The organism is Microbulbifer rhizosphaerae (assembly GCF_014191725.1).
Taxonomy (GTDB): Bacteria; Pseudomonadota; Gammaproteobacteria; order Pseudomonadales; family Cellvibrionaceae; genus Microbulbifer; species Microbulbifer rhizosphaerae.
In genome coordinates this window covers 1-23647 of the sequence record NZ_JACHWZ010000010.1, presented here as the reverse complement: position 1 = coordinate 23647, position 23647 = coordinate 1, and the positions used below count along the sequence as shown (strand labels likewise).

Genomic DNA, 23647 nt, shown 5'->3' with positions numbered 1-23647 from the left:
ATCGGACGCTGGGAAGTGAGGGAAGACACATCCAGGGGGCGGAAGGCGTTAAATGGAACATTCGTTTGCCAAGATCAAGACTTTTGTTGCGGTTGTGGAGTTCGGGTCCATCAAGGCCGCATCGGAAAAAATGGATTTGGACCCGTCGACCGTCAGCCGCCAACTGAGTGGCTTGGAAAGGGACCTGGGGCTTTTACTGATCAGGCGCTCCAGCCGCAAACTCAACATCACCCGCGTCGGCCATCGTATTTTTGAACATTATAAAGCCGTTTTGGATCAACTGAAGCAGGTGGATGAAATCTGCCAGGGCGCCGAGCGCCAGAACGATATCTACATGACCATGCCCTGCAGTTTCGGCAATTGCGCGGTAATGCCGTTGATGCAGGAATATATTGCACAAAACCCGCATATCCGCGTCCACGTAGATTGGTCGGACGAACAGCGGGACCTGATTTCCGACCATATTGATGTGGGCATTCGCGGCGGTTTTCTGCAAAGCGACAATCTGGTGGCGGTGAAACTTGAGGAGCTGAAATTAAGTTTTGTCGCCAGTCCGAAGGTATTTCAACGCCACCCACCCCCCGATCGCTTTGAGGATCTGGTGCTGTTGCCTTGGATCAAGATCAACGCACCGGGAAAGTCCAAGCTGCCGCCACTGCAAGGTGGCTACTCGCTGAACACCAGTTTGATTTGCAATACCCCGCTGTCGGTCAGCGGCCAGGAAGCGGCCATTGAGGCTGCCACGCGGGGGTTGGGCGTTGCGGTGGTAGAGAGAGTGGCGGTGGCCCAGCGCCTAGAAAGCGGCGAGCTGGTCGAGCTGTTTCCCGAATCGATACTGCCGCTGGGCCATTACTGGCTGTATGTGCCGGAGGGCCGTTGGATGCAGCCCCATGTGCGCGCATTCACCCGCTACCTGATCGATAATCTGCGGCAACTGGAACCCGCATAGTGATGCACCAACAAGCCTGCAGCAGTGGGAGACGGATCACAGGTACCAGACAAGCTTGAAATAAATGTGGCTGTCGTTTTCAAATCCGCTCAGGGCGATATCCCGCGAGTCCGTGGAAAACCACTGTAGTCCCGCCTCGTATTCCAGTTGTGGTAACAGCGAGCGGGTTAGTTGCAGGTAACCGGACAGGGAGCCCAGCTTTACATCCGCAACCACGCCGGCCTCCAGTTCGCTGTTAGCGTTGTCGTTAAAGTTGATTCGCCCCCCGGCGTAGAGATCACGATCGAAACTGGAGGGCAGGTTGCCACCGCTACCATCATCATCGGCGCTCTGTTCCTGAAGATAGTAACTCTCGAGAAACAGGTTGCTGTCGGCGCGGCTGCCGAACAGGCCGTAGGTCTGCCAGGCAAGGCCCGCCGCGGCACCAATCAACTGTCGCTGCGGCGAGGAGCGGAAGTAGACATCGGCCTTCAGCGACAGATTGTCGAGCAGATAGAGCGCGCTGAAACCGGCCTGGTCGATGCGCTCGTAATAATCGATCAGCGCGCCGGGTTCCTCCGCACTGGGGCGCACCAGTGACTGCGGCGACAACCCGTGCCACAAAATCCCCGACAGTTCCCAGTTGCCGCTGAAGTAGTCCCAGCGCAACTGCGCCGAAACATCGCTGCCCCTGGCGTACTCCTCGTCGCTGGCGACAAAGCCACCGCGGCGAAAACGGCCCTTTTCCCCGGCCCACTCCTCCACCTGTTTCAACGGCATCAGGTCGGCGTGCAACAGCCAGGATTCCCGTCGGTAGATGGCGCCCACGGAAAAGCGGCCCTGGGACCGGCTGTCGAACAGCCCGCGGCGATAGCTCTTCGGGTTGTAAAGGTTGTTGATTTGCTCCGCCTCCAGGTGGCCCACGGGCTTTTGCTGATAGCCTGCGGCAAAGGTCATCTGATCAAGATCGACGTAGTAATGCAGGTTGCGCGGGTCGAACCAGGATTCTGCGGCCGCGGAATCGTAATCACCGTATACATCGATATCGATGCCGGAGTCGGCCCCGGTTGGCAGCAGACAGCTCAACTGCAGAGCCGCCCGCCCAGTGGTTTTGTCCGGCGTCTGCCCGGGCCAGCGGGCCTGCTCTGCAAAGTGGTTGAGCTGTAACTGCAGGCGCCCCTCGGCGCCGTCACAAGCGCTGACAACCCCCGGGGCGAGCAGCGTTGCGACACAGCACATGGGTGAGATAAAGCGAGCTTGCACGGCGATACCCTTTTATTAATCTGGTAAACAATCGACCTGGCAATTCCCTGTGCCGCGTCCCGGTCGACCTGTTTGCCGCCGGGTTAGTGGCTGTTTCTCCGATAAGCCGGTGGTTGGTTATCTCTTCAGGCGGACAATATTGGTCGGCGATACCTGCTCCGGCGTATAGCCGCTGGCCACCTGGTAGTTGTCCCAGAAGATCTCCGATTCATCTCCGCTCTGCAGGTTGTGCATGCGCATATACATGGGACGCCAGTAACGCTCGGAAAATTGCCGGTACTTGGTGAACTCCAGCGCTTTGACCAACTGGTTGGCGCCGTCGTAGTACTCGATGCGCCGCGGCTGGTAGATCTCCGCATCCAGCCATTCCAGTTGGCGCGAATAGCCGGAGTGCTGGTAGGCGGGGGTATTCTCGATCAGGTGACAGCGCCGTTCGCCCTGCGCGCCGCAGGCCTCCTCGCGGATATAGCGGTAAGTGTATTTCTCCACCTGCCAGGGGCTGATGTCTTCCAGGGTCAGCTCGCTGCTGAGGAAGCGCCCGGTCTTGTCCCGGGCCGAGATGCGCCGCAGACGCGGTGAGCGCGGCAACAGCACCCATACATCGTCGGCTTCAAGTGCGTGGGCGTGGGAGAGAAAGAGGGTACCTTTCATCGAGGCCGGCGCGGTAACCTTGACGAAACGGCGGTCGCCGTCATCGTCCATCTCCACCGTGACCATTTCGAACACCCGGCGGTTGCTGGCACCGTTTGCACTTTTATTGATGATTTCCCCGGTGGCGACTATGTCGCCGAAGCCGGAGTCCCGCAGATCTGTCTCCCGCGCCAGCGCCAGGCCTTTGTCGATAACCTCGCCATTGGTCGCGGCAACCGTCACTGGATTGTGCGGTGTGCCGGCATTGGCCGCGGCTACCTGACCCGCGAGCGCGGCGGCGAGCAGGGAGAAAAGGGTGCTAAGCAATCGGTTCAACATGGGGCAATTCCTTTTGTATGGTTGGGGTGTTGGCGGCGGCTGCAGCGGGTTCAGGCGCGGTCACCGGGAGTGGGGCTCTGTCGAAGCGCAGCAGTACCACGGGTAAGACCAACAGGTCGAACAGCAGCGCGAGGACCACGGTGGCGGCGACCACCAGCCCCATGGAGGCATTGATCTGGAAGGCGGACAGGGAGATCAGCAGAAAGCCCACCGCCAGTATCAGGGTGGTCACCACCAGTGCCGGCCCGACCTCCACCAGCGCCCGATGGATGGCGCCATGGCTGGTTGCCCCCCGGCGCCGGTGCAGCAGATAGCGGTGTCCCAGGTGGATGGTGTCGTCAATCATGATCCCCAGGGTCACTGCGACCACCGCCGCGCTGCCCATGCCCAGGCGGCCCACCAGCAGTCCCCAGAGTCCCAGGGTGGCCAGCGCCGGCAGAATATTGGCCAGGGCGGCGCTGGCGGCCACGGCGGGCACGCGGAAAATCAACCACAGTAGCAGGCTGGCCATAAGGAACAGCAGCCCTGTTCCGTACAGCATGCTGTAGATATTGTTCAGCCCAATGTGGGAAAACAGGATGCTGGTGCCGGTGGCCGCCTGGCCCTCAGTATCCGATTCCGCGGCGAAGTGGGCGTGTCGCTGCAGCCACTGCCCGGCACGTCGCTCGAGGGCGACAATTTCGCTAATGGACAGGTTGGAGAGATACAGGGTGACGCGGCTGCTGCCGCGGTCGGCGGATACCCGGTTGCGGAAATCGAAATCCGCGGGCACCGACATTTCGTAGAGCATGCTGTACTGCTGGATCAGGTCCCTGTCGCCGGGCGCGTGGCGATAGCGCTCATCGTCGTTGTTGAAGGCGCGGTGCACCTGGGCGATGGCGTCCTCGACGGTGTCCACACTGCGCACCCCGGGCTGCTGCAGAGCCCAGGTGGAGAAGTCGGCGAGTGCCTGCAGATAGGGCTGGGTAAATACCTCTCCACTCTGTGCTTTCAGGCTGTACTCCAGACTGTGAATACCCGAGAGTTTGCGATCGATAAAATCCGAATCGCGACGGAATTCAAAACTGCTGTCGAAATACTCCACGTAGTTGTCGTCGATTTTATTTAGCGCAATGCCACTGGCCAGGGCCACCATCAGCGCGCTTACCATCAGTGCGCAGCTGCGGCCTCGCGGGCCCAACACAAAGTCGGCCAGCGCGCCCATGGCCCGCCGGGCAAAGCCGTCGGTGCGCGCGCCGGACTTCATAAAGCGCAGCACTGGCGCGCCCAGCAGGAAGGTGTAGAGAAAGGCTGCGCAAACGCCGACGGCAGCGATATTGCCCAGGTGGCGAAATGGCGGCGTGGCACTGAAATTCAGCATCAGCAGACCGCAGCAGGTGGTCAGCGCGGTGAGCAGCGTCGGCACCAGCACCTTGCCGAGTGCCGCGCGGCTGCGCTGTTGGCGGTTGCCGCTGCCGGAACCTTCATTGCCGCTGGCCACGAACAGGTGCATCAGCCCGGCGATGGCGAGGATGATGACGATCACCGGCGAGGTGATACTCACCGACGACAGCGGAATACCCGCCCACCCGGCAAACCCCAGGCAGGACACTGTGGCCGCGCCCACTACCAACGATAGCGCCAGGTAGAATAGCGGGCTGCGAAACAGCAGCGCCGCGAGCAGCAGCATGGTGGTTATCGCGGCGGGAAACAGCACCGACAGATCGTACTTATTGGCCTCTTCGAAGGCGGCGTCCAGGGCGGTGGAGCCGGTGACCCGGAAGCGGTAGTCCGGATAGCGCTCGCGGACCTCCGCGAGCAGGGTCCGGGTTTCGCTCCAGGCCCGCTTGGCGCTCTGCGCGCGGCTGTCGTCCACAAACACCAGGGTGGCTAGAACACCGGCGGTATTGCCGTCGGCGGACAGCAGCTTGTGTTTAATCGCCGTTTCCCGCAGCAGTCGCTCGGCCATTTCATCCGGGGTGTGTTGGGTAACCACAGCGCCGTCTTCGAGATAGTAGGCGGGGGCGATATGAATATCGTCCGCCGCGGCGTCCACCAGCGGATAGTTGGCAATGGAAACCAGCCGCCGCACATAGGGCAGACTTTGGGCCCGATGGGTAAGCTCGCCGATGGCCGCAAGGCCTCGGTCGCCGGTCAGGGGTTCGCCCGCCGGGGCACTCACGGAGAAAAACAGGGTGTCCTCGCGACCGAACTCGTTCTGGAAGGCCCGGAAGCGCTGGATTTCCTCTGCCTCGGGGGCGAAGAAGACCTCGTAATCGGTCTCCAGACGCAACTGACTCATGCCCGCGGCCATGGCCGCAGTGAGCAGCAGGCCGGCGATAAACGCGCGGCCGGGTCGGCGGCTGAGCCATTCGGCGACGGCGTCGGCGAGGCCGCCGCCGGGGGATTGCGGGGTTGTCATGGCTGCACCTCCAGGATTTCGCGCATGACTTCACGGGTCAGCGTCAGTGCTCGTCGGTACTGATCCTCACTGTGCTCCGCGGTGAGGAAGAAGCGCAGGCGGGCTTCATTGCGCGGTACCACCGGGTAGGTGATGCCCACCACGTGGATACCGCGACGGAACAGCTCGCGGGTCACCCAGGCCATTTTTTCCACCGAGTCGCCGGCGGCACCCAGCATCACCGGCACTATGGGGGTGGTGTCGGCGAGGCCGGTATCCAGTTCCAGTTCGCGGGCGATGGCGCGGAAGCGGGCGGCGTTCTGCTGCAGCTTCAGCACCTGGCTGTTGTCGGTGGCGAGTATCTGCAGTACCGCCAGCGAGGCGGCGCAGGAAGTGGGAGGTATGCCGGCGCTGTAGAGCAGGAAACCGGGGGCGATATAGCGCAGCAGGCCGGTGAGGGCGCGGCTGCCGGCGATAAATCCGCCGCAGCTGGCCAGGCTTTTGCTCAGGGTGCCCATCAGTATGTCCACTTCCCGCGGGTCCACCCCGGCGTGTTCACAAAGCCCCCGGCCGCGCTCGCCGAGCACGCCGATGGAGTGCGCCTCGTCCACCATCAGGTAGGCGTTGTGGCGACGCTTGATATCCACCAGCCGCGCCAGGTCCACGATGTCGCCGTCCATGCTGTACACGGATTCCACCACGATCAGCGCGCGACGGTGCTGGTTGCGCTGGCTGGCGAGGAGTTTTTCCAGGTGATCCAGGTTGTTGTGGTGGAACTGCATGCGCCGCGCTTTGGACGACGCACAGCCTTCGATCAGGCTGTTGTGACAGTACTCGTCGAACAGGATCAGATCGCCCTCACCCATCAGGAAGCGGATGCAGGCCACGTTGGCGATGTATCCACCGACGGTGACAATGGTGTCTTCGCTGCCCAGGTGCGCCGCCAGCGCCGACTCGAGTTCGCGGTGGATGTCGCACTCGCCGCCGGCCACGCGACTTGCGGAGGCGGAACTGCCGTGGCGGCGCAGGGCCCGGATCACCGCCTTCTCCACCGCCTGCGAGCCGTTGTAGCCCAGGTAGTTATAGCCGCAGAAGGTGTCGTAATCACGGCCGGCGATGGTGACCTGCCTGCCTATAGTGCCTTCGCGCGGGGCGCAGTAGGGATTTTCTCCGGCGAAAAACCCCTCGATGGCCGCTACCTGCCGGTACTCGGGCCAGTCGCGAAAATCACCGGCCTCGAGCGGCGCAATCGCAGCGTTGGCGGCCGTTACCTGCGCGACGTTGGCCGCGGAATATTTATTGCGAATTTTTTCTAACAGTTGCGCGTCCATGATTAAGCTTCCAATCCCATTTTGTTGAGTTCCGTATCAGCCAGCTTGCGCACTGACTGGTTTTCGCCGATCAGGTTGAGAATCGACACATCCATGCCCAGGATCTTTTTGAGCAGCCCCTGAAGCTCCGCCGCCATCAGCGAGTCGATGCCGAGGTCGGAGAACTCGCTGTGTAGGGGAATCTCCTCCGCCGGCAGGCGCAGCACAGGCGCGAAGGCGTCGCGGATAAGCTCGCCGACGATGGTCTGGCGCACGCCGGGATCGGTGCCGGCGAGGTCCTGGCGCAGGTTCTGGTAGATGTCTGTGCCGCCGGAACCCACATCGGCCAGCACTTCGCGGAAGCGGGGTGCGCGGGCGGCGCCGACTTCCAGTTGCGACCACTGCTCCCAGTTGGGTTCGCCGGCGGCGGTGACCACGCTGTCGCCGCGCAACAGGGCGTGGTTGATGCCCACGAACAGGCTTGCGGAACTGATCAGGCTGAGCCCGGTATTGTTGATGTGCTGTCGCAAGCGCCGGTCGCGCTGGATCATGCCCACGTCGCGTATGGCGCCCACGTGAACCACCAGGCTGTTGACTCCCTGCCGGCGCAGGTTGCGCCCTATGTTCTCCAGGTACTGGTTAGCGGCACAATAGTTGGCTTGGCGCGAGTTACCGGTCACCAGAGCTATGGAGGAGAAGTTGATCACCGTGTGCAACTGCTTCACCGGCAGCGCGCGCAGGATATTGTTGATGCCCGCGGCCTTGACCCGGATCACGCTGCGGAAGGCATCGCTGCGCATTTCCGACAGCGGGCTGTCGTCGATAATCCCCGCCAGGTGGGCGACGGTGGTAATCGCGCCGCGATCGCGCTGGAAGTCCTCCAACTGCTCGACAAAACCCGGATCGGCGATGTCCCCCCGGATGTAGGCCAGCTCCACGCCGTCCAGCGCGAGCTTCTGCCAACTGGGATGCGCCGTGACCTTGCTCTCCGCGCTGCGCCCGGCAATGACGATCTTGCGCACCGATTGCTCGGCCAGCCATTGGATAAACTTCTCGCCGATACCGCCCAGACCGCCGGTTACCAGCATCCAGTGACTGCTGTCCCAGTCGTAGCGGGAGGGAGCCGTGGCCGCGGCACCTTCCTCCGGGATGCGCCAGTCGAGAACAGGCTGATGCTGAAGATCGGCGCTGGCGAGCTTCTCCATCCCGCCCAGGCGCAGCGCCTTGAAGACCGGCGGCCGGCCGCCTTCGCCAAGCAGGCGCTGCAGGGTGGATTCGAAATCGGCGCGATAGCGGCAGAGTTCTTCCACTGCCAGGCCCACGCCGGCGGGCAGGTGATCCGCTCGGCGCAGATCGGTATTGACCAGCTTGCCGCCGGGGAGCAGGCAGCTGAAATCGTGGTGGCGACACCAATCGCCCAGAGGTGCTGCGATCAGTGCGAAGCCGCCGGACGACTGCTGCGGTTGATCCACTGTACTAACTTCCGCCTCAGCGGCGCGGGCGGCATCGGCGATGGCGCAGCCGAGGGGGCTGGTGTCCGTCAGTACCCGGTCGCCAGCGACCAGCTGCTGGCGCTGCACAATCACCTGGCCCCAGGCGGCGAACGCTGCCTGCATCACCTGCCCGGCGCTCAGGTTTTCGTCGTCCACCGGCAGCCAGGGGGCCCCGGCCGCTGGTATCGGCGCTACATTGCCCTCGCCCAGGGGGGCAACAGTGACGCAGCGTTTTTCAAGAATGCCCAGCTCGCTGGCCACTTCCTGCCGTCCCACGATCAGGCTGGGCACGGTGGCGGCGGTGCGGGCGAATTCGCTGCGATCGCCGCCGGCACTCAGCTCCACCACAATGCCGTCGATCAGGCGGTCCCGCTGCAGGGGAAGTGCCTCTTTCAGCCAGTTGTGTCCCGTGGGCAGCCAGCGATAGGGTTCACCCGGGGCCAGTTGTATCGAGCTGCTGAACAACGGCGCCGGTTGGTTGTGCACCAGGGATTGAAAGCGCTGGCCCTGGCGAAAGGCGACCTCGTCGCACCAGTTGCCATTGAGCAGTTCGCCCAGCAGCAGATAGGGATCGGTATTAGCCATGTCGTCCAGGTCGATCAGCCGCACCTGCACGTCTTCCATTTCCGACCAGATCACGCGCAGGGCGCCGAGGATGGCGCCGGACTGGGGGGAGAGGATTTCCCCCCCGGTAACCGCGGCCGCGTTTTCCACTATTGCGCTCAGGCGGGGCGGAGACCCGCTGTCCCTGCGCATGGCCTGGGCCAGGGCGCACACCGCCTCCGCGGCGGCCGCCGGATTGCGCTCTTGCAGATCGGCCCACAGGACTACCGAATCGTAGTCGCGGAGGGACAGTTCCTCGGCCAGCGCTGCCCTGCCGTCCAGTTCCATGGGGGTGTCGCCGACGTGCCAGGCCGGGGAAAGATCTCGCAGGCTCAGCGTACGGCTGTCCACCCGGGCCCCGTCCTGGGTGAGCAGTGCGACGAGTTCTGCCAGCGGCTGCTCTTCGCTGGCGAGCAGCAGAATCCGGTTACCGGAGGCGCTGGAGAGTACCAGTTCGTCCGTGGCCTGCCACAGGCTCTGGTAGTTGCCGGCGGGCAACAACTGGGCGTCGTCCACTTCCTTGATGCGCTTTACCGTGAGGCCGTTGATCTGCATCAGCACCCGGCGGCTGTCGACGCAGAATACCTGCAGGTCGGCGCTGACGGTGTCGCTGTCGCGGTGGCGGAGGCTGCCGTTGACCCCGACCCTGCGCGGCGATACCGCCGGTGGCTGAAGCAGTATCTCCTGCACGGAAACGGGAATATAGGCGCTGCTGGTGTCGGAGATGAAAGCCGCGGTGGACTGGAATATGCCATCGAGCAACGTGGGGTGAAAAAGATAGCCGTCGCACTCGAGGCGGCTGTTGACCTCCACCAGGGATTGGAAGCGATCCCCGGGGATATTGTGGCGCAACTCCAGCACGGTCTGGAACAGCTCATCGCTGTGCAGGCCCACATCGTTGAACATGGTGTAGAGGCTGGGGATATCATCGGCCACCGGGCAGTCGGGTGCGTCGGCCCGGCCGAGGTCGCGGTTGCAGTGCTGCAGCGTCATCTGCGCCATTTCGGTTTTAAAAGCGCCGGCGCCGCGCTCGGCCGCGCCCAGCACCGTCAGCTGCTGCTGTTTGTGCTGGTGGCGGATCAGCAACTGTTCGCCGCGGTCGTCCAGTGCCAGCGTGCGCATAAAGCGGGCGTCGGCAATACGAAGGGTATTGCCGTCTGTGCGCTGCAGACGAGCGGTTTCCAGGGCCGCCTCCACCACTGCAGCGGCGGGAATCACCGGACTGCCGTCCACCACGTGGGATTTGAGGTAGTCCAGGTGGTAGAGGGAGAGATCGGTAAGATATATACCGGGCTCCTCGCCGGTACGCTCCAGCATCGGCGAGAGAATTTCGCCGCAGCGGTCCGCGTGGGTTTGCGGCGACTCGCTCCAGACTTCCTTTTTATCCCACGGATAGGCGGGCAGCGACAGGCGTCGGTGCCTGCCCAAAGGTGTGCGCGCAAAGCCGTTGCTCTGGCTGTAGAGGTGCTTAACACACTGTTTGAGGGTGGTGATTTCATCCTCGCCGCGGCGCAGGACGAAGCCGTTGGTGCAATCGGCTTCCTCGAACTGCGCGACGGTTTCCTGCAGTGAACGCGCCAGCACCGGGTGCGGCCCCACTTCCAGGAAGTACTCGCAACCGGCATCCACCATGGCTTCGATCGCTTTGCGAAAGCGCACCGGTTGGCGCACGTTGCGGTTCCAATAGCTGTTGTCAAAGGGCCCCTGGAAGGCGCCGCCGGTGACGGTGGAGAAGCAGGGGCGGCGGAGCGGACGGCAGTCGAGGTCGGCGAGCCGCTCCTGCAGTGCACCGTGGATTTCGTCCATCACCGGACTGTGGTAGGGCACTTCCACGGTGAGCATGCGGTGGAACAGGTCCCGCTGCTGCAACACTTTGGCGATGGCCCCTAACTCCGTCTCGGGGCCGGCGAGGGTGACGCTCTGCGGGCTGTTTTCCGCCGCCAGGGAAGTGTTTTCCGCACCGGTTTGCGCGATCAGCTCCAGCGCTGTCGGCTCGTCGACGGCGGCCGCGAGCATGCTGCCGCGGTTGCGTAGTGTGCCCTGCAGTTGGCTGCGGGCGAGGGACACGCGGATGGCGTCGTCCAGCGACAGGCCGCCGCTGACGAAGGCGGCGGTCACGTCGCCGACGCTGTGTCCGGTTACCGCGTGGGGCTCGATGCCATAGGCCCGCAGGGTATGGGTCAGGGCAACCTGAATCAGCAGGTTGGCCGGCTGTGCAAACTCGGTTTCGCCTATGCGGGAACTCTGCTCGTCTTTTTGCATTTCCTGCAGGATGGAGAAACCGGCAATGGCCTTGAAACGCTCGTCGAAGTCCAGTGCCGCCTCGCGATAGAGGGAGTTCTCCCGGTACAGCTGTTGGCCCATGCCGTACCACTGCGGTCCCATACCGGTGTAGACGAAGCCGATTTTGCGTCGGGGTCGAGTGCAGACTTCAATGTGGGGTTCCGGCTCGTCGAGAAAATCGTTGAGCTGCGCCAGCAGGTCGATATTGTCGCGGGCGATGAAGCACACCCGCTCTTTGCTCAGGCTAGCGTGGCGGGAAAAGCTTTTCACCACATCGTCGATTCGCTGTGGGTGCTGGGCCAGCAAACGCAATGCCTGGCGCGCGCGCTCGAGCAGAGCCTTGCGGGTGGCGGCACTGAGCAGCAGTATCAGTTGGTCGCTCTGCTGCTCGCTGTCACTGGTGGCCTCGAGTTCAGCGTCGGCGCTGTAGTGTTGCAGCACCACATGGGCGTTGGTGCCGCCGTAACCGAAAGAGTTGATGGCGACCATGGGCTGTTTGAAAGAGTCGCCTATGGAGCGCAGTTGATCCGCCAGCGCCATGCGGCGCTCGTCCAGTTCGATTTTCGGATTGGGCTGGTTAAAGCCGGCGATGGGGGGAATGGTTCTGGTTTTGGCGATCAGCGCCGCCTTCAGTACACCCACCAGGCCGGAGCCGGCCTCCAGGTGGCCGACGTTGCTTTTCGCCGAACCTATGTAGCAGATATTGCCCTGCCTGCGCCGGCCGTAAACACTGCTGATCGACGCTGCTTCTATGGGATCGCCGGCAGCCGTGCCAGTACCGTGGGCCTCCACATAGGCTACCGCATCCGCGTCTATGTTGTGGCGCTGTAGCACATCCTCCATCAGTGCGGTCTGAGCCTCGCCGCTGGGCAGGGTGATGCCCGGGGTGCGCCCGTCCTGGTTGACGCCGGAGCCCGCATGCAGTGCCCAGATGCTGTTGCAGTCGAGCTTGGCGTCCTCCTCCCGCCGCAGCACCAACACCACGCCCCCTTCGCCGCGGCCGTAGCCGTCGCCGCTGGCATCGAAACTTTTCGAGCGCCCGTCCGCGGCGAGAAAGCCGCCCTTGGCCATGCCGATGGGGTATTCCGGGCGCATCATCAGGTTGACCCCGCCCACTACTGCGATATCGCAGAGGCCTTTGCGCAGATCCTCGCAGGCGTAGTGGTAGGCCACCAGCGAGGAGGAGCAGGCGGTATCTATGGTGAGACTGGGCCCTTGAAAATCGAAGGTATGGGAGATGCGGTTGGAGAGCATGGTGAGCGTGGAGCCGGAGGCGGTGTGCACGCCGATATTGGGCCGGTTCTCCGCACTGAACTGTCCCAGGAAGTGATCCATGGTGAAGCCGCCGACGTAAACCCCCACTTTACGGCTGGGCAGGGCATCCAGGGTGAACCCGGATTCCTCCATGGCCTGCCAGGTCAGTTCGAGCAGCAGCCGCTGCTGCGGATCCAGGCCCTCGGCCTCGCGCTTGGAAATGCGGAAGGCGTCGTAATCGAACTGGGCCAGATCCCGCTCGATAAAATGCCCCCGGGACATATAGGTCTTGCCTGGTGCGCTGCTGTCCGGGTGGTAGAAGCGCTCGCTGTTCCAGCGGCTCTTGGGCACGTCGCTCGCCATATTGTTGCCGGCGCAAAGCGATTCCCAGAAATCCTGTACTGTTTCGATACCTCCGGGCAGACAGCATGAAGCCCCAATTATTGCGATCATCGTCCTGTTTCTCCCAATTTGTGGTGTGGGGTTTTTGGTGACGACTCACTATCGTTCACGCGGGAGCCAAACGGAATGACGTCGACTGCATAGCAGCCTTGTAGTGGTTGCATGAATGGGGGTGGCACGGAGAGTTCGAGCGGGGAGTCGGGTTCCATGGTGATTTGGCGGGCGGGTCGGGGAAAGTGGTCCGGGGCTCACTTGTGCTGGCCCTTTCAATCCGCTAGATTGCCGCGCTTCCCGCTTCGACTACGTAGAGAGAGCTGAAAAATGAGCAAGCCTTTTGTAGCCATTCTGATGGGTTCCGATTCCGACCTGCCGACCATGGAAGCCGCCTTCGGCGTGCTGGAGAAGTTCGGTATCGACTACGAGGTGAAGGTCTCTTCCGCCCACCGCACGCCCAAGGCCACCCACGACTATGTGACCGACGCTGATCAGCGCGGCTGCGCGGTCTTTATCTGTGCCGCGGGCATGGCCGCGCACCTGGCCGGTGCGGTTTCCGCTACCACCCTGAAGCCGGTGATCGGCGTGCCCATCAACTCCTCCCTGGACGGCCTGGACGCGCTGCTGTCCACCGTACAGATGCCCGGCGGCATCCCGGTGGGCACGGTGGCCATCGGCAAGGCCGGCGCCAAGAACGCCGCCTACCTGGCCGCGCAGATCATCGGCGTAGCGGACGCGGAGATGCACAAGAAGCTAGTGGACGAGCGTCGCGCCAATGCCGAGGCGATTGTCGCCAAGGACGCCGAGCTGCAGAAAAGCCTGCAACAGCGGAAGGCCTGATTGGCTGTCTCGCCCCTCGCCGTACAGTGGGCCGCACGCGCCCTGGCCGCGGGGGGCGTGATCGCGCACCCCACGGAATCCGTCTGGGGCCTGGCCTGCGACCCCTTCAACCCCCGGGCGGTGGAACGGCTTCTGCGGCTGAAAAACCGCCCGCTGGAGAAGGGCCTGATCCTGGTCTCCGGCGACGAGTCGGATTTCGCCGGGTTGCTGGAAAGCCTCAGCGGACCCCAGTTGCAGCGATTGCACGAAACCTGGCCCGGCCCGGTCACCTGGCTGGTGCCCCATTTCGGCCGCGTGCCCCCCTGGATCAGCGGCGCGCACCACTCGGTCGCGCTGCGCTGCACCGCCCATCCCTTCACCGCGGCATTAACGCGCGCCTTCGGCGGTGCTATCGTATCCACCTCGGCCAACCCCACCGGCTGCCAGCCCCCCAGGCAAAAATACCAGGTGCTACGCTATTTCGGCGATGCGCTGGACTTTGTCGGCGGCGGCGCCACCGGCGGCCGACAGTCCCCCAGCGAAATTCGCGATCTGATCAGTGGCAGCGTGTTGCGCCCGGGGTCCTCCCAGTAAAAAAGAAAGTTTCCCAGCATGAGTGAACCGGACATCCAGGCCGTCAAATCCTATCTGCTCGACCTGCAGGACCGTATCTGCGATGCGCTCGCCATCGAAGACGGCGACCGCTTCCGCGAGGACAGCTGGGACAGGCCCGGCGGAGGCGGCGGTCGCACCAGGGTGCTGGAAGAGGGTGTGGTGATCGAAAAGGGCGGGGTGAATTTCTCCCATGTGTACGGCGACGGCCTGCCGCCCTCGGCCACCGCCAGCCGCCCGGAACTGGCCGGGCGCTCCTTCGAGGCCATGGGCGTCTCCCTGGTGATCCACCCGCGCAATCCCTACGTGCCCACCAGCCACGCCAACGTGCGCCTGTTCGTGGCGCAGAAGCCCGGTGCCGAACCTGTGTGGTGGTTCGGCGGCGGCTACGACCTCACCCCCTACTACGGTTTTGAAGAGGATGCGGTGCACTGGCACCGCACCGCAAAGGAAGCCTGCGCGCCCTTCGGCGAGGATATCCATCCGCGCTTCAAGCAGTGGTGCGACGACTACTTCTATCTCAAACATCGTCAAGAAGCCCGCGGTGTAGGCGGGCTCTTTTTCGACGACTTCAATCAGGGCGGTTTCGATAACGCCTTCGCGCTTATGCGCGCGGTGGGCGACAGCTACCTGGACGCCTACCTGCCTATAATGCAAAAACGCAAGGACACCGACTACGGCGAGCGCGAGCGGGATTTCCAACTGTACCGCCGCGGTCGCTATGTGGAGTTCAACCTGGTGTACGACCGCGGCACCCTGTTCGGGCTGCAGAGCGGCGGGCGCACCGAGTCCATTCTGATGTCGCTGCCGGCGCTGGTGCGCTGGCGTTACGACTGGCGGCCGGAACCGGACTCCGCGGAGGAGAAGCTGTACACGGATTTCCTGCCCGCGCGGGATTGGGTCTGACGAGGAGGCTGTTTTGCACAAGGCACGGCTGGAAGAAATCAACAAACTGTTCCTGCAGTACCGCCGCCATTTTGAAATCGGCGATGCGGACCAGATCGCGGACTTCTATCGTTTTCCGCTGCACTATTACCGCGAGGATGGCAGCAAGCAGACAGTGGCGCGGAGCGAATTCATACCGCAGGTGGACAAGCTGCTGCACACCTACCGCCGCCTGCAGGTGAGCCAGATCGTCGGCACCGTGACCGATGTGATCGAACTGAACGGCAACAGCAGCCTGGCGACCCTCAACTGGATACTGCTGCGTCCGGAGGGAGACAAGAGCGCGGAACTCTACACTGCCACCACCCGCTACTTGGTGAGCGAAACCGCAGACGGGCTGAAAATAGACAGTATGATCCTGGTAGACGAGGCCACGAAAATCCGCGGCGCAGTGCGCGCGCACAAAAAGGCGGCTCCATGACAGATCACTATGCGGTCGTCGGCAACCCCATCGCCCACTCGCTGTCACCGCGCATTCACCGGGCTTTCGCCGCGCAGACCGGCGAGGATATCCGCTACGAAAAACAACTGGTGGAAAAGGACGGTTTTGCGGAGTTTGCGCGGAATTTTTTTACCGCCAGTGGGCGCGGGCTGAACGTCACCGTGCCCTTCAAGCTGGATGCCTGCGAATTTGCCGACGAGCTAACCGAACGCGCCCGCGCCGCCGGCGCGGTGAACACCCTGGCGAAACAGGATGACGGCAGCGTGCTCGGCGACAACACCGACGGCGCCGGCCTGGTGGCGGATATCCTGCACAACCTGCACTGGCCGATTCGCGGCAAAAAAGTGTTGCTGGTTGGCGCCGGCGGCGCCGCCCGCGGCGCTATGCTGCCACTGCTCGGCGAAGAACCCGCGCTGGTGCATATCGCCAACCGCACCATGCAGAAAGCCGAACAGTTGGTCGCGGAGTTTGCCGGTCACGGCTCTCTAAATGGCCGCGGCGCTCAAAATAGCCGCGGCTCTCAGAATGGCTGCGGCGCCCTGAGCGCCGGCGGCCTGGAGTTTTTTCCCGGCGGCTTCGATCTGGTGATCAACGCCAGTTCCGCCAGCCTGGGCGGCGAACTGCCGCCGCTGCCCCCGGAGATTATCGGTCCCGGATGCAAAGCCTACGATATGGTCTACGGTGCCGAGCCCACGCCGTTTATGCGCTGGGCCCGCGACTGCGGCGCCGAAGTGGCGGACGGCCTGGGCATGCTGGTGGGCCAGGCCGCGGAATCCTTCGCGCTCTGGCGGGGAGTGATGCCGCAGGTGGCGCCGGTGCTGGCGCAGCTGCGCACCGAACTGCAAAAAAAATAACGGAGTAGCCAAAAACGATGCGCGAGTTTCTGCGGAATCTATCCTTCTGTTTTGCCGCCGGCTGTTTCGGCGGCCTCTGCTACGCCCTGGGCCTCTGGGCCATGGGGTACCACGGTTTTACCCGCTGGCTGGGCGTGGATATCGCTCCCCATCTCTCCAACGCCTACCTGTACCAGCGCATTGTCTGGGGCGGTATCTGCGGCCTGGTTTTCCTGCTGCCCTGGCGAAGATCCTGGCTGGCGCGGGGCTTTTTCCTGTCGCTGATTCCGGCCGGCATCCTGTTATTGCTGCTGTTGCCCATGCGCGGCTACGGCATCGGCGCACTGCGCCTGGGTGCGCTCACGCCGCTTGTGATCGTGCTGGCCTGCGCCATCGGCGGCATCGCCGCCTCCGGGCTGCTGCGCGCGCAGGGAAAGTAGAGCGTCTAAATCCAATACTGTTGAGTTAGGGAGAAACTCCCTGTAGGAGCCTGCTTGCAGGCGAACGGCTACGGAGCTCCGCACTTGTTGGCTTGCAAGCAGGCTTCTGAATGACATAACTCAACAATATTGCACCTACACCTCGCGGGTCTTCCATCCGCCGCGCGAGAAGAGCCACAGAGTAAACAACCCCACCGAAGTCTCGGTAATAAATACTCCCCAGAAGACCCCCGAGTGCTGCCAGTCCAGCGGCACCGCCAGGTACCAGCACAGCGGAATCTGGATCAGCCAGAAGAACACCAGGTTGATCTTGGTGGGAGTGGCGGTGTCACCGGCGCCGTTGAATGCCTGCATCGAGACCATCCACCAGCCGTACACGAAATAGGAGTAGGAGAGAATCCGCAGCCACTCGCCGCCGATGGCGATTACTATCGGGTCCGCGGTGAACAGCTCCATCAGCTCCCGGGGGTACACGAAATAAACCACGGACACGCCGAGCAGGAAACCCATGTTGTACAGGCCGATCAGCCACACGGAGGATTCCGCGCGGCTCGGCTGTCCGGCGCCCAGGTTCTGGCCCACCAGCGTGGCGGCGGCATTGGACAGGCCCCAGGCGGGCATCAGGGTGAACATCATGATGCGCACGGCGATGGTGGCGCCGGCCACCGCCTCGCTGCCCGCGTCGGCGAGAATGCGCATCAGGAAAATCCAGGAAGTCATGGCCACGATCATCTGGCCGATACCGCCCAGGGAGGTGCGCACGATATTGAGCGCCACTTTCGTATCCCAAACCAACTGCGAGGCGAGCGCGCGAATATGCTTGCCGCCGCGGAAGAGTATCCACAGTTGCATCAATACGCCCACGCCGCGGCCGATATTGGTGGCGATGGCCGCGCCCTCCACGCCCAGGGCGGGAATCGGCCCCAGGCCAAAAATCAGAATCGGATCGAGCAGTATATTGATGCCGTTGGCGATCCACAGCACGCGCATGGCAATCGCCGCGTCCCCGGCGCCGCGGTAGACGGCGTTGATCACGAACAGCAGCACGATCACCGCGTTGCCGCCCAGCATCCACTGGGTATATTTATAGCCCTGCTCCAGGCTCCAGGCATCCGCGCCCATCAGTGCCAACAGCTCCCGCGCGTAGAAAATGCCCGCGCAGGCGAAGGGCAGTGAAATCAATAGCGCGATATAAATCGCCTGCACCGCCGCGACCCCCGCCTCGTGTTTTTTCTTCTCGCCGACGCGCCGCGCCACTATCGCGGTGACTGCGGTGGCCATGCCGATGCCGATGGCGTAGAGCAGGAACAGGTAGGTTTCGGTAAGGCCCACGGTGGCAACCGCCGAGGCCCCGAGCTTGCCCACGAAGTAGATGTCCACCACCGCAAAGGTGGCCTCCATCACCAGTTCCAGCATCATGGGTACCGCAAGCAGAAATACCGCGCGGCGCATGCCGATACGGGTGTAGTCCGCCTCGGTGCCGCGGATGGCGTCACCGAGTTCGCGCCACATGGAGCGTGTGGGTGTGGGGGCGGGGGCCGGACTGGTAGAGAGGCTATCGGCGTTGAGTTCGGTCATGGTCGGGTGTCCAATGCGTTGTCCGGGTTATACCTCCGGGCGGATTCCCGAGGGAGTACGGGCTGATCGATTCCGCCTGCGGTCGATCGACAGCCGGCGGGAGAATAAAACCTCGAGCAGACTCCAGGTCAAGCCTGGGTGGTCATTCATCCATAGGTCACTTCATATTACTGACTATATATACAGCCTTGGCCTAAATGTCACATATCACTAGCAAAATTCAGCAGCAGCTTCGTCTATCTACGGAGAATTCCCGCTAATTCGTTGACTTTTAAGGGGTTCCAAATATGATCAAAAGCACTTTCGTGGGAGAGATATAAAAGCAGCGCTGCACTATCTCTCTGTTGAAAAATCCGCCAGCGCGACATAACTTTTTGATTTCTCAGAAAAATTCCGGTAGCGGCAACGCGAGAGATTTTTAGATAGTGAGCTGGTAGATATAAAGCAGCGTCTTTTGAATTAACTGTTAGCACCCATTATGAATCGAGCACTTTTAACAATAATCACAATATTACTGGCTACAAGCACTATGGCAGGCCCTTACACCTACGACATCCAGCAAGCAGGCTATGACTTTGACCAATATGATCTCAAAGGTGAAGCCACCTATGAAATTTTCATAGAAGAGTTTCGCAGGTTTCCATGGAAAGAGCAGGTAGGCAAAAACACAGGTGGTTCAGAACCAACCATCTCTGTCAAAAATAAAGAGAGTAAAATTGATTATTGGGTATCAGTTATCGGCAAGCCCAATGAGTACGCCTACTTAGTGGGCATTGTTCAGCCGAAAATGGTTAAATCCATGTTTGGCTTTGGCAAAGAAAAAGAGGTGCGGTGGCTGTCTATTTATGTCGCCGAGCAACAACAAACAGTAGAGAGTACGTTCAAGCTTTACTTTGCTGGTAAAATTCAAGATCTTAATCAGGAGTTTTCTAGGCTCCCTCTATTTACTGAGCAAGAGGCAAGGTAGCAGTGCTAACAAGGCTAGGCACAATCGCCCCTTCGGGGCTGGACCTCCGCACTGCGTGCTCCGGCCTGTGCTGGCGGCGTTAGGATTTTTCTGGAACTCGAAGATTAAGAGATGGAAAAAAGATATCAAGTATTTGTCAGCTCAACCTATGCGGACTTATCCGATGAGCGGCAGAACGTATTTAGGACACTAATGGAAATGGACTGCATGCCAGCAGGCATGGAGCTGTTTCCGGCGGCTGATGAGGAACAATGGGATTTCATAAAGAAAATAATCGATGATAGCGATTACTACTTGATAATCATTGGTGGAAGATATGGATCTTTAACCGGAGAAGGAATTAGCTATACGGAAAAGGAATTTGATTATGCAGTTGAAAAGGGAATAAAAGTAATAGCGCTGATACATGAGTCGCCTGACGATTTGTCACTTTCAAAATCAGAGAAAGATCCAGACTTAAGGGAAAAGCTTGACGCTTTTAAAGATAAGGTTAAAGATGGAAGGTTGGTAAAGTTTTGGAATAGGGCAGAAGAGCTGTCAGGGTTGGTGGCGCTCAGCTTAACAAAGACTATGAAGGCGTATCCAGCAGTCGGATGGACTAGAGCCGACTCCCTGGCCTCTGATAAAGCAAATCGCAAGATACTTGAGTTACAGGATGAAATAGAAACATTGCGGAAAAAAATAAGCTCGTTATCTTCTGAGGCCCCTGAAGGGGCAGAATTATTAGCTCAAGGAAGCGATACTTTCGTGATGAGATTAAAAGCAAACTATTCAAATAGTCATTTACCACATCATGATCCCGATAAAGGATATCCTTTGGAGTTTGATTTATCGATTTCTTGGGACGAGCTCTTCAGTATGGTAGGGGTTCCAGCACTACACCCGGTTCGAGAAACGAAGCTCAAATCACAGCTATGCACTGCCATAAAGGATTCCTATATTAAACAGTTGCTAGAGCAATGCGACGAGGGATATCGACTCACAGGAATTTCTATAAGTGAAACAATTTTCCAAACTATAAAGTATCAATTTTCAGCTCTCGGGTATCTCAATACTCTTCAAGAAGTGAAATTAAGCAAAGATACCGAGAAGGAAATAAGTTTCTGTGAGCTGACTCCATACGGAAAAAGAAAACTTATGGAGGTCCGTGCAATTTACAGAGATAGCAAGCCTAACAGGTCAAGTCAGAAGGACGCGCTGACGCGCGCTCTGCTTGAGGCGTTATGAGTTCTGAACCATGAAAATAGACGTCACATGTCCGCAATGTAAAAACATGGCACTATCAAAGCTAAGAAAACTGACTGTTCCTGGCATAATATTTATATGTAAATCCTGTAAGGCTGAGCTGAAAATAGAAAGACTTTTCTCTACTATAAATCTGGTTCCAATTATGATTCTGGTGCCGAACCTTAAGTTATTCTCGAGTCCAGTTTTACATTGGATAGCTTGGCCGGTACTGTTGGCTGGGTGTACCTTTCATTTAGCAAGAGTGCCTCTAAAGGTTGTAAACCCTGGGCCAAATCATGCCAAGTACCACTCATAACAATCGCAGGCTCGTGCCGAGATAAATCCGAAGTCTTGGGACGAATTTTTATAAATTCGGAAATTGGCTAATGTTACCCAGTGGGTGCAGGTCAGGGCTCACGCCTGGACCCCAGTCCCACCATGACCAAAGCCTAGCCAGCAGGTCAGTAGTGAAGCCCGGGTGCGATCTTGGTAACAAGGTGTGCGGAGCAAGGGTGGAGCGAGAGTGTAGGCCATTTATTGAGCCCCGAAATATTGTAGAGTGGCGGTCATTTGGATAACCATTGATAGATGGGAAAGCTAACGGTTTGCCTGTGTGCCGGAAAGCAGCAGTCTCAGTAACGCCTTGGCAAGTTGCTGCGACACCGCCGGGGTCTGAGAACATGGCATGCGCTTACAGGGGTAGCTCGGGAACTCGGGAGATCCGATTGAGTCCTGGCTCAGATAACCGGCAATGGTGGGCCGGTCAATAAATACACCGGGCTTCGCGAAGTGATCTGCTGCACATCGCGGAGAGTCCAAACCGGAAATACGAACAAACAGCGGAGAGAAACCAAGTATTGGGGGCCGATAGCGAGAGTGAAGAAACCCAAGAAGCGAGGTCGGAAGTCTTAGTCGACAATAGTACCGCTAGTAGGTGGGGAACCTTTTGTCCGTGGGACCCACTGTAGGGAAGTGAAGACCGGAGAAGATGGCTTGATCATGGAACCAGGAGAGAGACGTTGAGCTCGCAAATCCTGTCACTGTAAATGGTCATATAGGCGAACAGAACGTTTGTCGCGCAGCTTGGAGCACAATGAGCGATGGGTGTTGCTGCAGGACACAAACATCTTCTAACAGGGAACGTGCCGAAGAACCGGATGACTTAAAGGTCAAGTCCGGATCTGTGGGGGGCGTCGCCCGAGAGGGCGGCTCCTACCCGGAAGTTTGCTCCGGCCCTTCGGGCCTCCGCGGGACGCCCAACGCTGTGCACATATTGTGCTGGTCGCTGCGCTCCCTTTTTAGCACAATATGTGCACAGCATTGGTCGCCCTTGCTGCGGGCGTTAATTGCGACATGAAGTTGCATAAATATATGTTGTAATTCGAGGTTTTTCGCAGTTGATGAGTTCGTGCACTACTGGCGAATTCAACAGAAAAGTTTTCGAAAGCGCAACCTGGTGTTCTACCACCAGTATCCTACCCACCATGCGAAACGGATTTGGTATGAAGCGCTGGGGACAATGAACCCTGTTAAGAGGAACCGTGAGGGGAATCGGAACTGCCAGTGTCAGGCGGTCGGGGGCTAGGATGGAGTGACATGATGAACATATGTGAAGAATCGTTGACGTTCCGTGAGACGCCAGATCTGCCAAAGACGCTGACAGGCAGTCACTAAAATGGTAAGCAATCTCGGTCGTAATCTTGATAACGTGGATTGCGCGTAGACACCGCATTGCCGGGATACAGACTCCATCTAACTCGCTCGTTAAGGTATTTATGCAGAACATGGCAATGTCGTAGAGCCTTCACGGAGGAAGAAGGTAACCAGTGATGGAGCCGGAGACTCTGCGTCCATGAGATGGGGGAAAAAGCGAATGATTTTCTGTAATGGAGAATATACGGATTCAAGATTTGTCCGGCACGAAAGTGAGCAGACGTCCCCTCGGTGCTTTGTTGCGAGAGAATTTGCAGAATGGATTTTATGAAGGAAGGCAAATGATGGCTGAAAAAGCTGGTGCACCTTCAAGCGATGCCCAACGATGGCTGGCGATTGACTGGCCGGAGGTGGAAAAGCATGTTTATCGACTGCAAGTGCGTATCGCAAAATCTATACGCGAACAGCGATGGGGTAGAGCTCGCGCTCTGCAACACCTGTTATCGCGCTCGTTTGCAGCGAAAGTGTTGGCTGTCAAACGGGTCATATTCAATAAAGGAAGCCGCACAGCGGGTGTTGACGGGGTGCTCTGGACGTCACCGGGTCAATACTGGCGTGCGGCGCAAAAACTAAGGACAGCCGGTTATCAAGCGCAACCGCTGCGCAGGATCTATATTCCGAAAAAGAACGGCAAGCGCCGCCCTTTAGGAATACCTACCCTTCACGACCGGGCAATGCAAGCGCTCTATGCGCTGGGGCTTAAGCCGATAGCGGAAACTACGGGAGATAAACATTCCTACGGTTTTCGAGAGAAGCGCAGCCTGCACGATGCCTGCAAGCAAGGTTTTATTGTTCTGGCCCAAAGGACCGCAGCACAATGGGTTCTGGAAGCTGATATCAAAGCCTGCTTTGATCGTATCAGTCATGAATGGTTGTTGACGCACATTCCGCTGCCCAAGCGGGTGTTAAGGCAATGGCTTAAAGCGGGGTATATGGAAAAGGAGGCACGCTACGAAACGGAAGACGGCACCCCGCAAGGTGGCATTATCTCGCCGATCCTGTGCAATATGGCACTGGACGGTTTGGAAGAGTTGGTCGTTCCTGCCTCGCGCAGTCGTGGGCGCAGTAAACTGCACGTCATTCGATATGCAGACGACTGTGCGCCACGAAGGCGCACTGGAGGATTCAGATCCTCCGTGCAGCCGTGCTGCACAAGAGATGAGGGCGGGCCCCTCGGAGCCGCCGTGCAGGC

At 60.0% G+C, this 23647-nt stretch carries 16 protein-coding genes; 10 read left to right on the top strand and 6 right to left on the bottom strand.

All coding sequences use genetic code 11. The features are described from left to right. Positions 1 to 52: 52 nt before the first annotated feature. Positions 53 to 949 carry a LysR family transcriptional regulator gene (locus tag FHS09_RS11440; RefSeq protein ID WP_183459968.1) on the top strand — a complete coding sequence of 299 codons (897 nt, stop codon included), beginning with the start codon at positions 53 to 55 and terminating at the stop codon, positions 947 to 949. Positions 950 to 985: 36 nt separating this feature from the next. Here the strand turns inward: FHS09_RS11440 and FHS09_RS11435 are convergent, their stop codons facing one another. From FHS09_RS11435 to FHS09_RS11415, 5 genes are all read right to left on the bottom strand, one after another. Further along, a complete protein-coding gene (locus FHS09_RS11435) occupies positions 986 to 2191 on the bottom strand; it encodes a hypothetical protein (protein WP_183459966.1) in 1206 nt (401 codons plus the stop codon). A gap of 117 nt (positions 2192 to 2308) precedes the next feature. Beyond that, a complete protein-coding gene (locus tag FHS09_RS11430; RefSeq protein ID WP_183459964.1) occupies positions 2309 to 3160 on the bottom strand; it encodes an outer membrane lipoprotein-sorting protein in 852 nt (283 codons plus the stop codon). Beyond that, entirely contained in the window at positions 3141 to 5561 is a 2421-nt protein-coding gene (locus FHS09_RS11425; RefSeq protein ID WP_183459962.1) for an efflux RND transporter permease subunit, read from the bottom strand. The genes FHS09_RS11430 and FHS09_RS11425 overlap by 20 nt, the downstream gene beginning before the upstream one ends. Further along, positions 5558 to 6871 (bottom strand): aminotransferase class I/II-fold pyridoxal phosphate-dependent enzyme, encoded by a 1314-nt coding sequence (locus tag FHS09_RS11420; RefSeq protein WP_183459960.1) that lies wholly within the window; start codon positions 6869 to 6871, stop codon positions 5558 to 5560. Before FHS09_RS11420 ends, FHS09_RS11425 begins: the two co-directional genes overlap by 4 nt. Positions 6872 to 6873: 2 nt before the next feature. Continuing rightward, entirely contained in the window at positions 6874 to 12936 is a 6063-nt protein-coding gene (locus FHS09_RS11415; RefSeq protein ID WP_183459958.1) for a type I polyketide synthase, read from the bottom strand. Between the two features lie 270 nt (positions 12937 to 13206). Here FHS09_RS11415 and purE point away from each other — a divergent pair, with 270 nt between their 5' ends. Genes purE through FHS09_RS11385 form a run of 6 tightly spaced genes read left to right on the top strand, consistent with a single transcriptional unit; the run spans position 13207 to position 16970 of the window. Continuing rightward, positions 13207 to 13719 carry a 5-(carboxyamino)imidazole ribonucleotide mutase gene (gene purE, locus FHS09_RS11410; protein ID WP_183459956.1) on the top strand — a complete coding sequence of 171 codons (513 nt, stop codon included), beginning with the start codon at positions 13207 to 13209 and terminating at the stop codon, positions 13717 to 13719. Beyond that, positions 13720 to 14292 (top strand): L-threonylcarbamoyladenylate synthase, encoded by a 573-nt coding sequence (locus FHS09_RS11405; protein ID WP_183459954.1) that lies wholly within the window; start codon positions 13720 to 13722, stop codon positions 14290 to 14292. It abuts the gene before it with no gap. An 18-nt stretch (positions 14293 to 14310) separates the two neighbouring features. Further along, positions 14311 to 15216: an oxygen-dependent coproporphyrinogen oxidase gene (hemF, locus tag FHS09_RS11400; RefSeq protein ID WP_183459952.1), complete on the top strand. Its 906-nt coding sequence runs from the start codon at positions 14311 to 14313 to the stop codon at positions 15214 to 15216. A gap of 13 nt (positions 15217 to 15229) precedes the next feature. Continuing rightward, a complete protein-coding gene (locus FHS09_RS11395) occupies positions 15230 to 15676 on the top strand; it encodes a hypothetical protein (RefSeq protein ID WP_183459950.1) in 447 nt (148 codons plus the stop codon). Continuing rightward, entirely contained in the window at positions 15673 to 16551 is an 879-nt protein-coding gene (aroE, locus tag FHS09_RS11390) for a shikimate dehydrogenase (RefSeq protein WP_183459948.1), read from the top strand. The genes FHS09_RS11395 and aroE overlap by 4 nt, the downstream gene beginning before the upstream one ends. 17 nt (positions 16552 to 16568) lie before the next feature. Then, complete coding sequence (locus FHS09_RS11385; protein ID WP_183459946.1) at positions 16569 to 16970, top strand: hypothetical protein; 402 nt, start codon at positions 16569 to 16571, stop codon at positions 16968 to 16970. Between the two features lie 135 nt (positions 16971 to 17105). On the opposite strand, the gene FHS09_RS11380 is transcribed toward FHS09_RS11385, so the two are convergent. Beyond that, positions 17106 to 18548, bottom strand: a complete 1443-nt coding sequence (locus FHS09_RS11380; protein ID WP_183459944.1) for an MATE family efflux transporter — start codon at positions 18546 to 18548, stop codon at positions 17106 to 17108. Positions 18549 to 19026: 478 nt separating this feature from the next. Here FHS09_RS11380 and FHS09_RS11375 point away from each other — a divergent pair, with 478 nt between their 5' ends. The 3 genes from FHS09_RS11375 to FHS09_RS11365 form a co-directional block, all read left to right on the top strand. Next, on the top strand, positions 19027 to 19515 hold the full coding sequence (locus FHS09_RS11375; protein ID WP_183459942.1) for a hypothetical protein: 489 nt from the start codon (positions 19027 to 19029) through the stop codon (positions 19513 to 19515). A gap of 111 nt (positions 19516 to 19626) precedes the next feature. Continuing rightward, positions 19627 to 20742 carry a DUF4062 domain-containing protein gene (locus FHS09_RS11370; RefSeq protein WP_183459940.1) on the top strand — a complete coding sequence of 372 codons (1116 nt, stop codon included), beginning with the start codon at positions 19627 to 19629 and terminating at the stop codon, positions 20740 to 20742. 1886 nt (positions 20743 to 22628) lie between these two features. After that, positions 22629 to 23647, top strand: a 1019-nt coding sequence (locus tag FHS09_RS11365) for a reverse transcriptase domain-containing protein (protein ID WP_221191963.1), incomplete at its 3' end; no start/stop codon positions are given.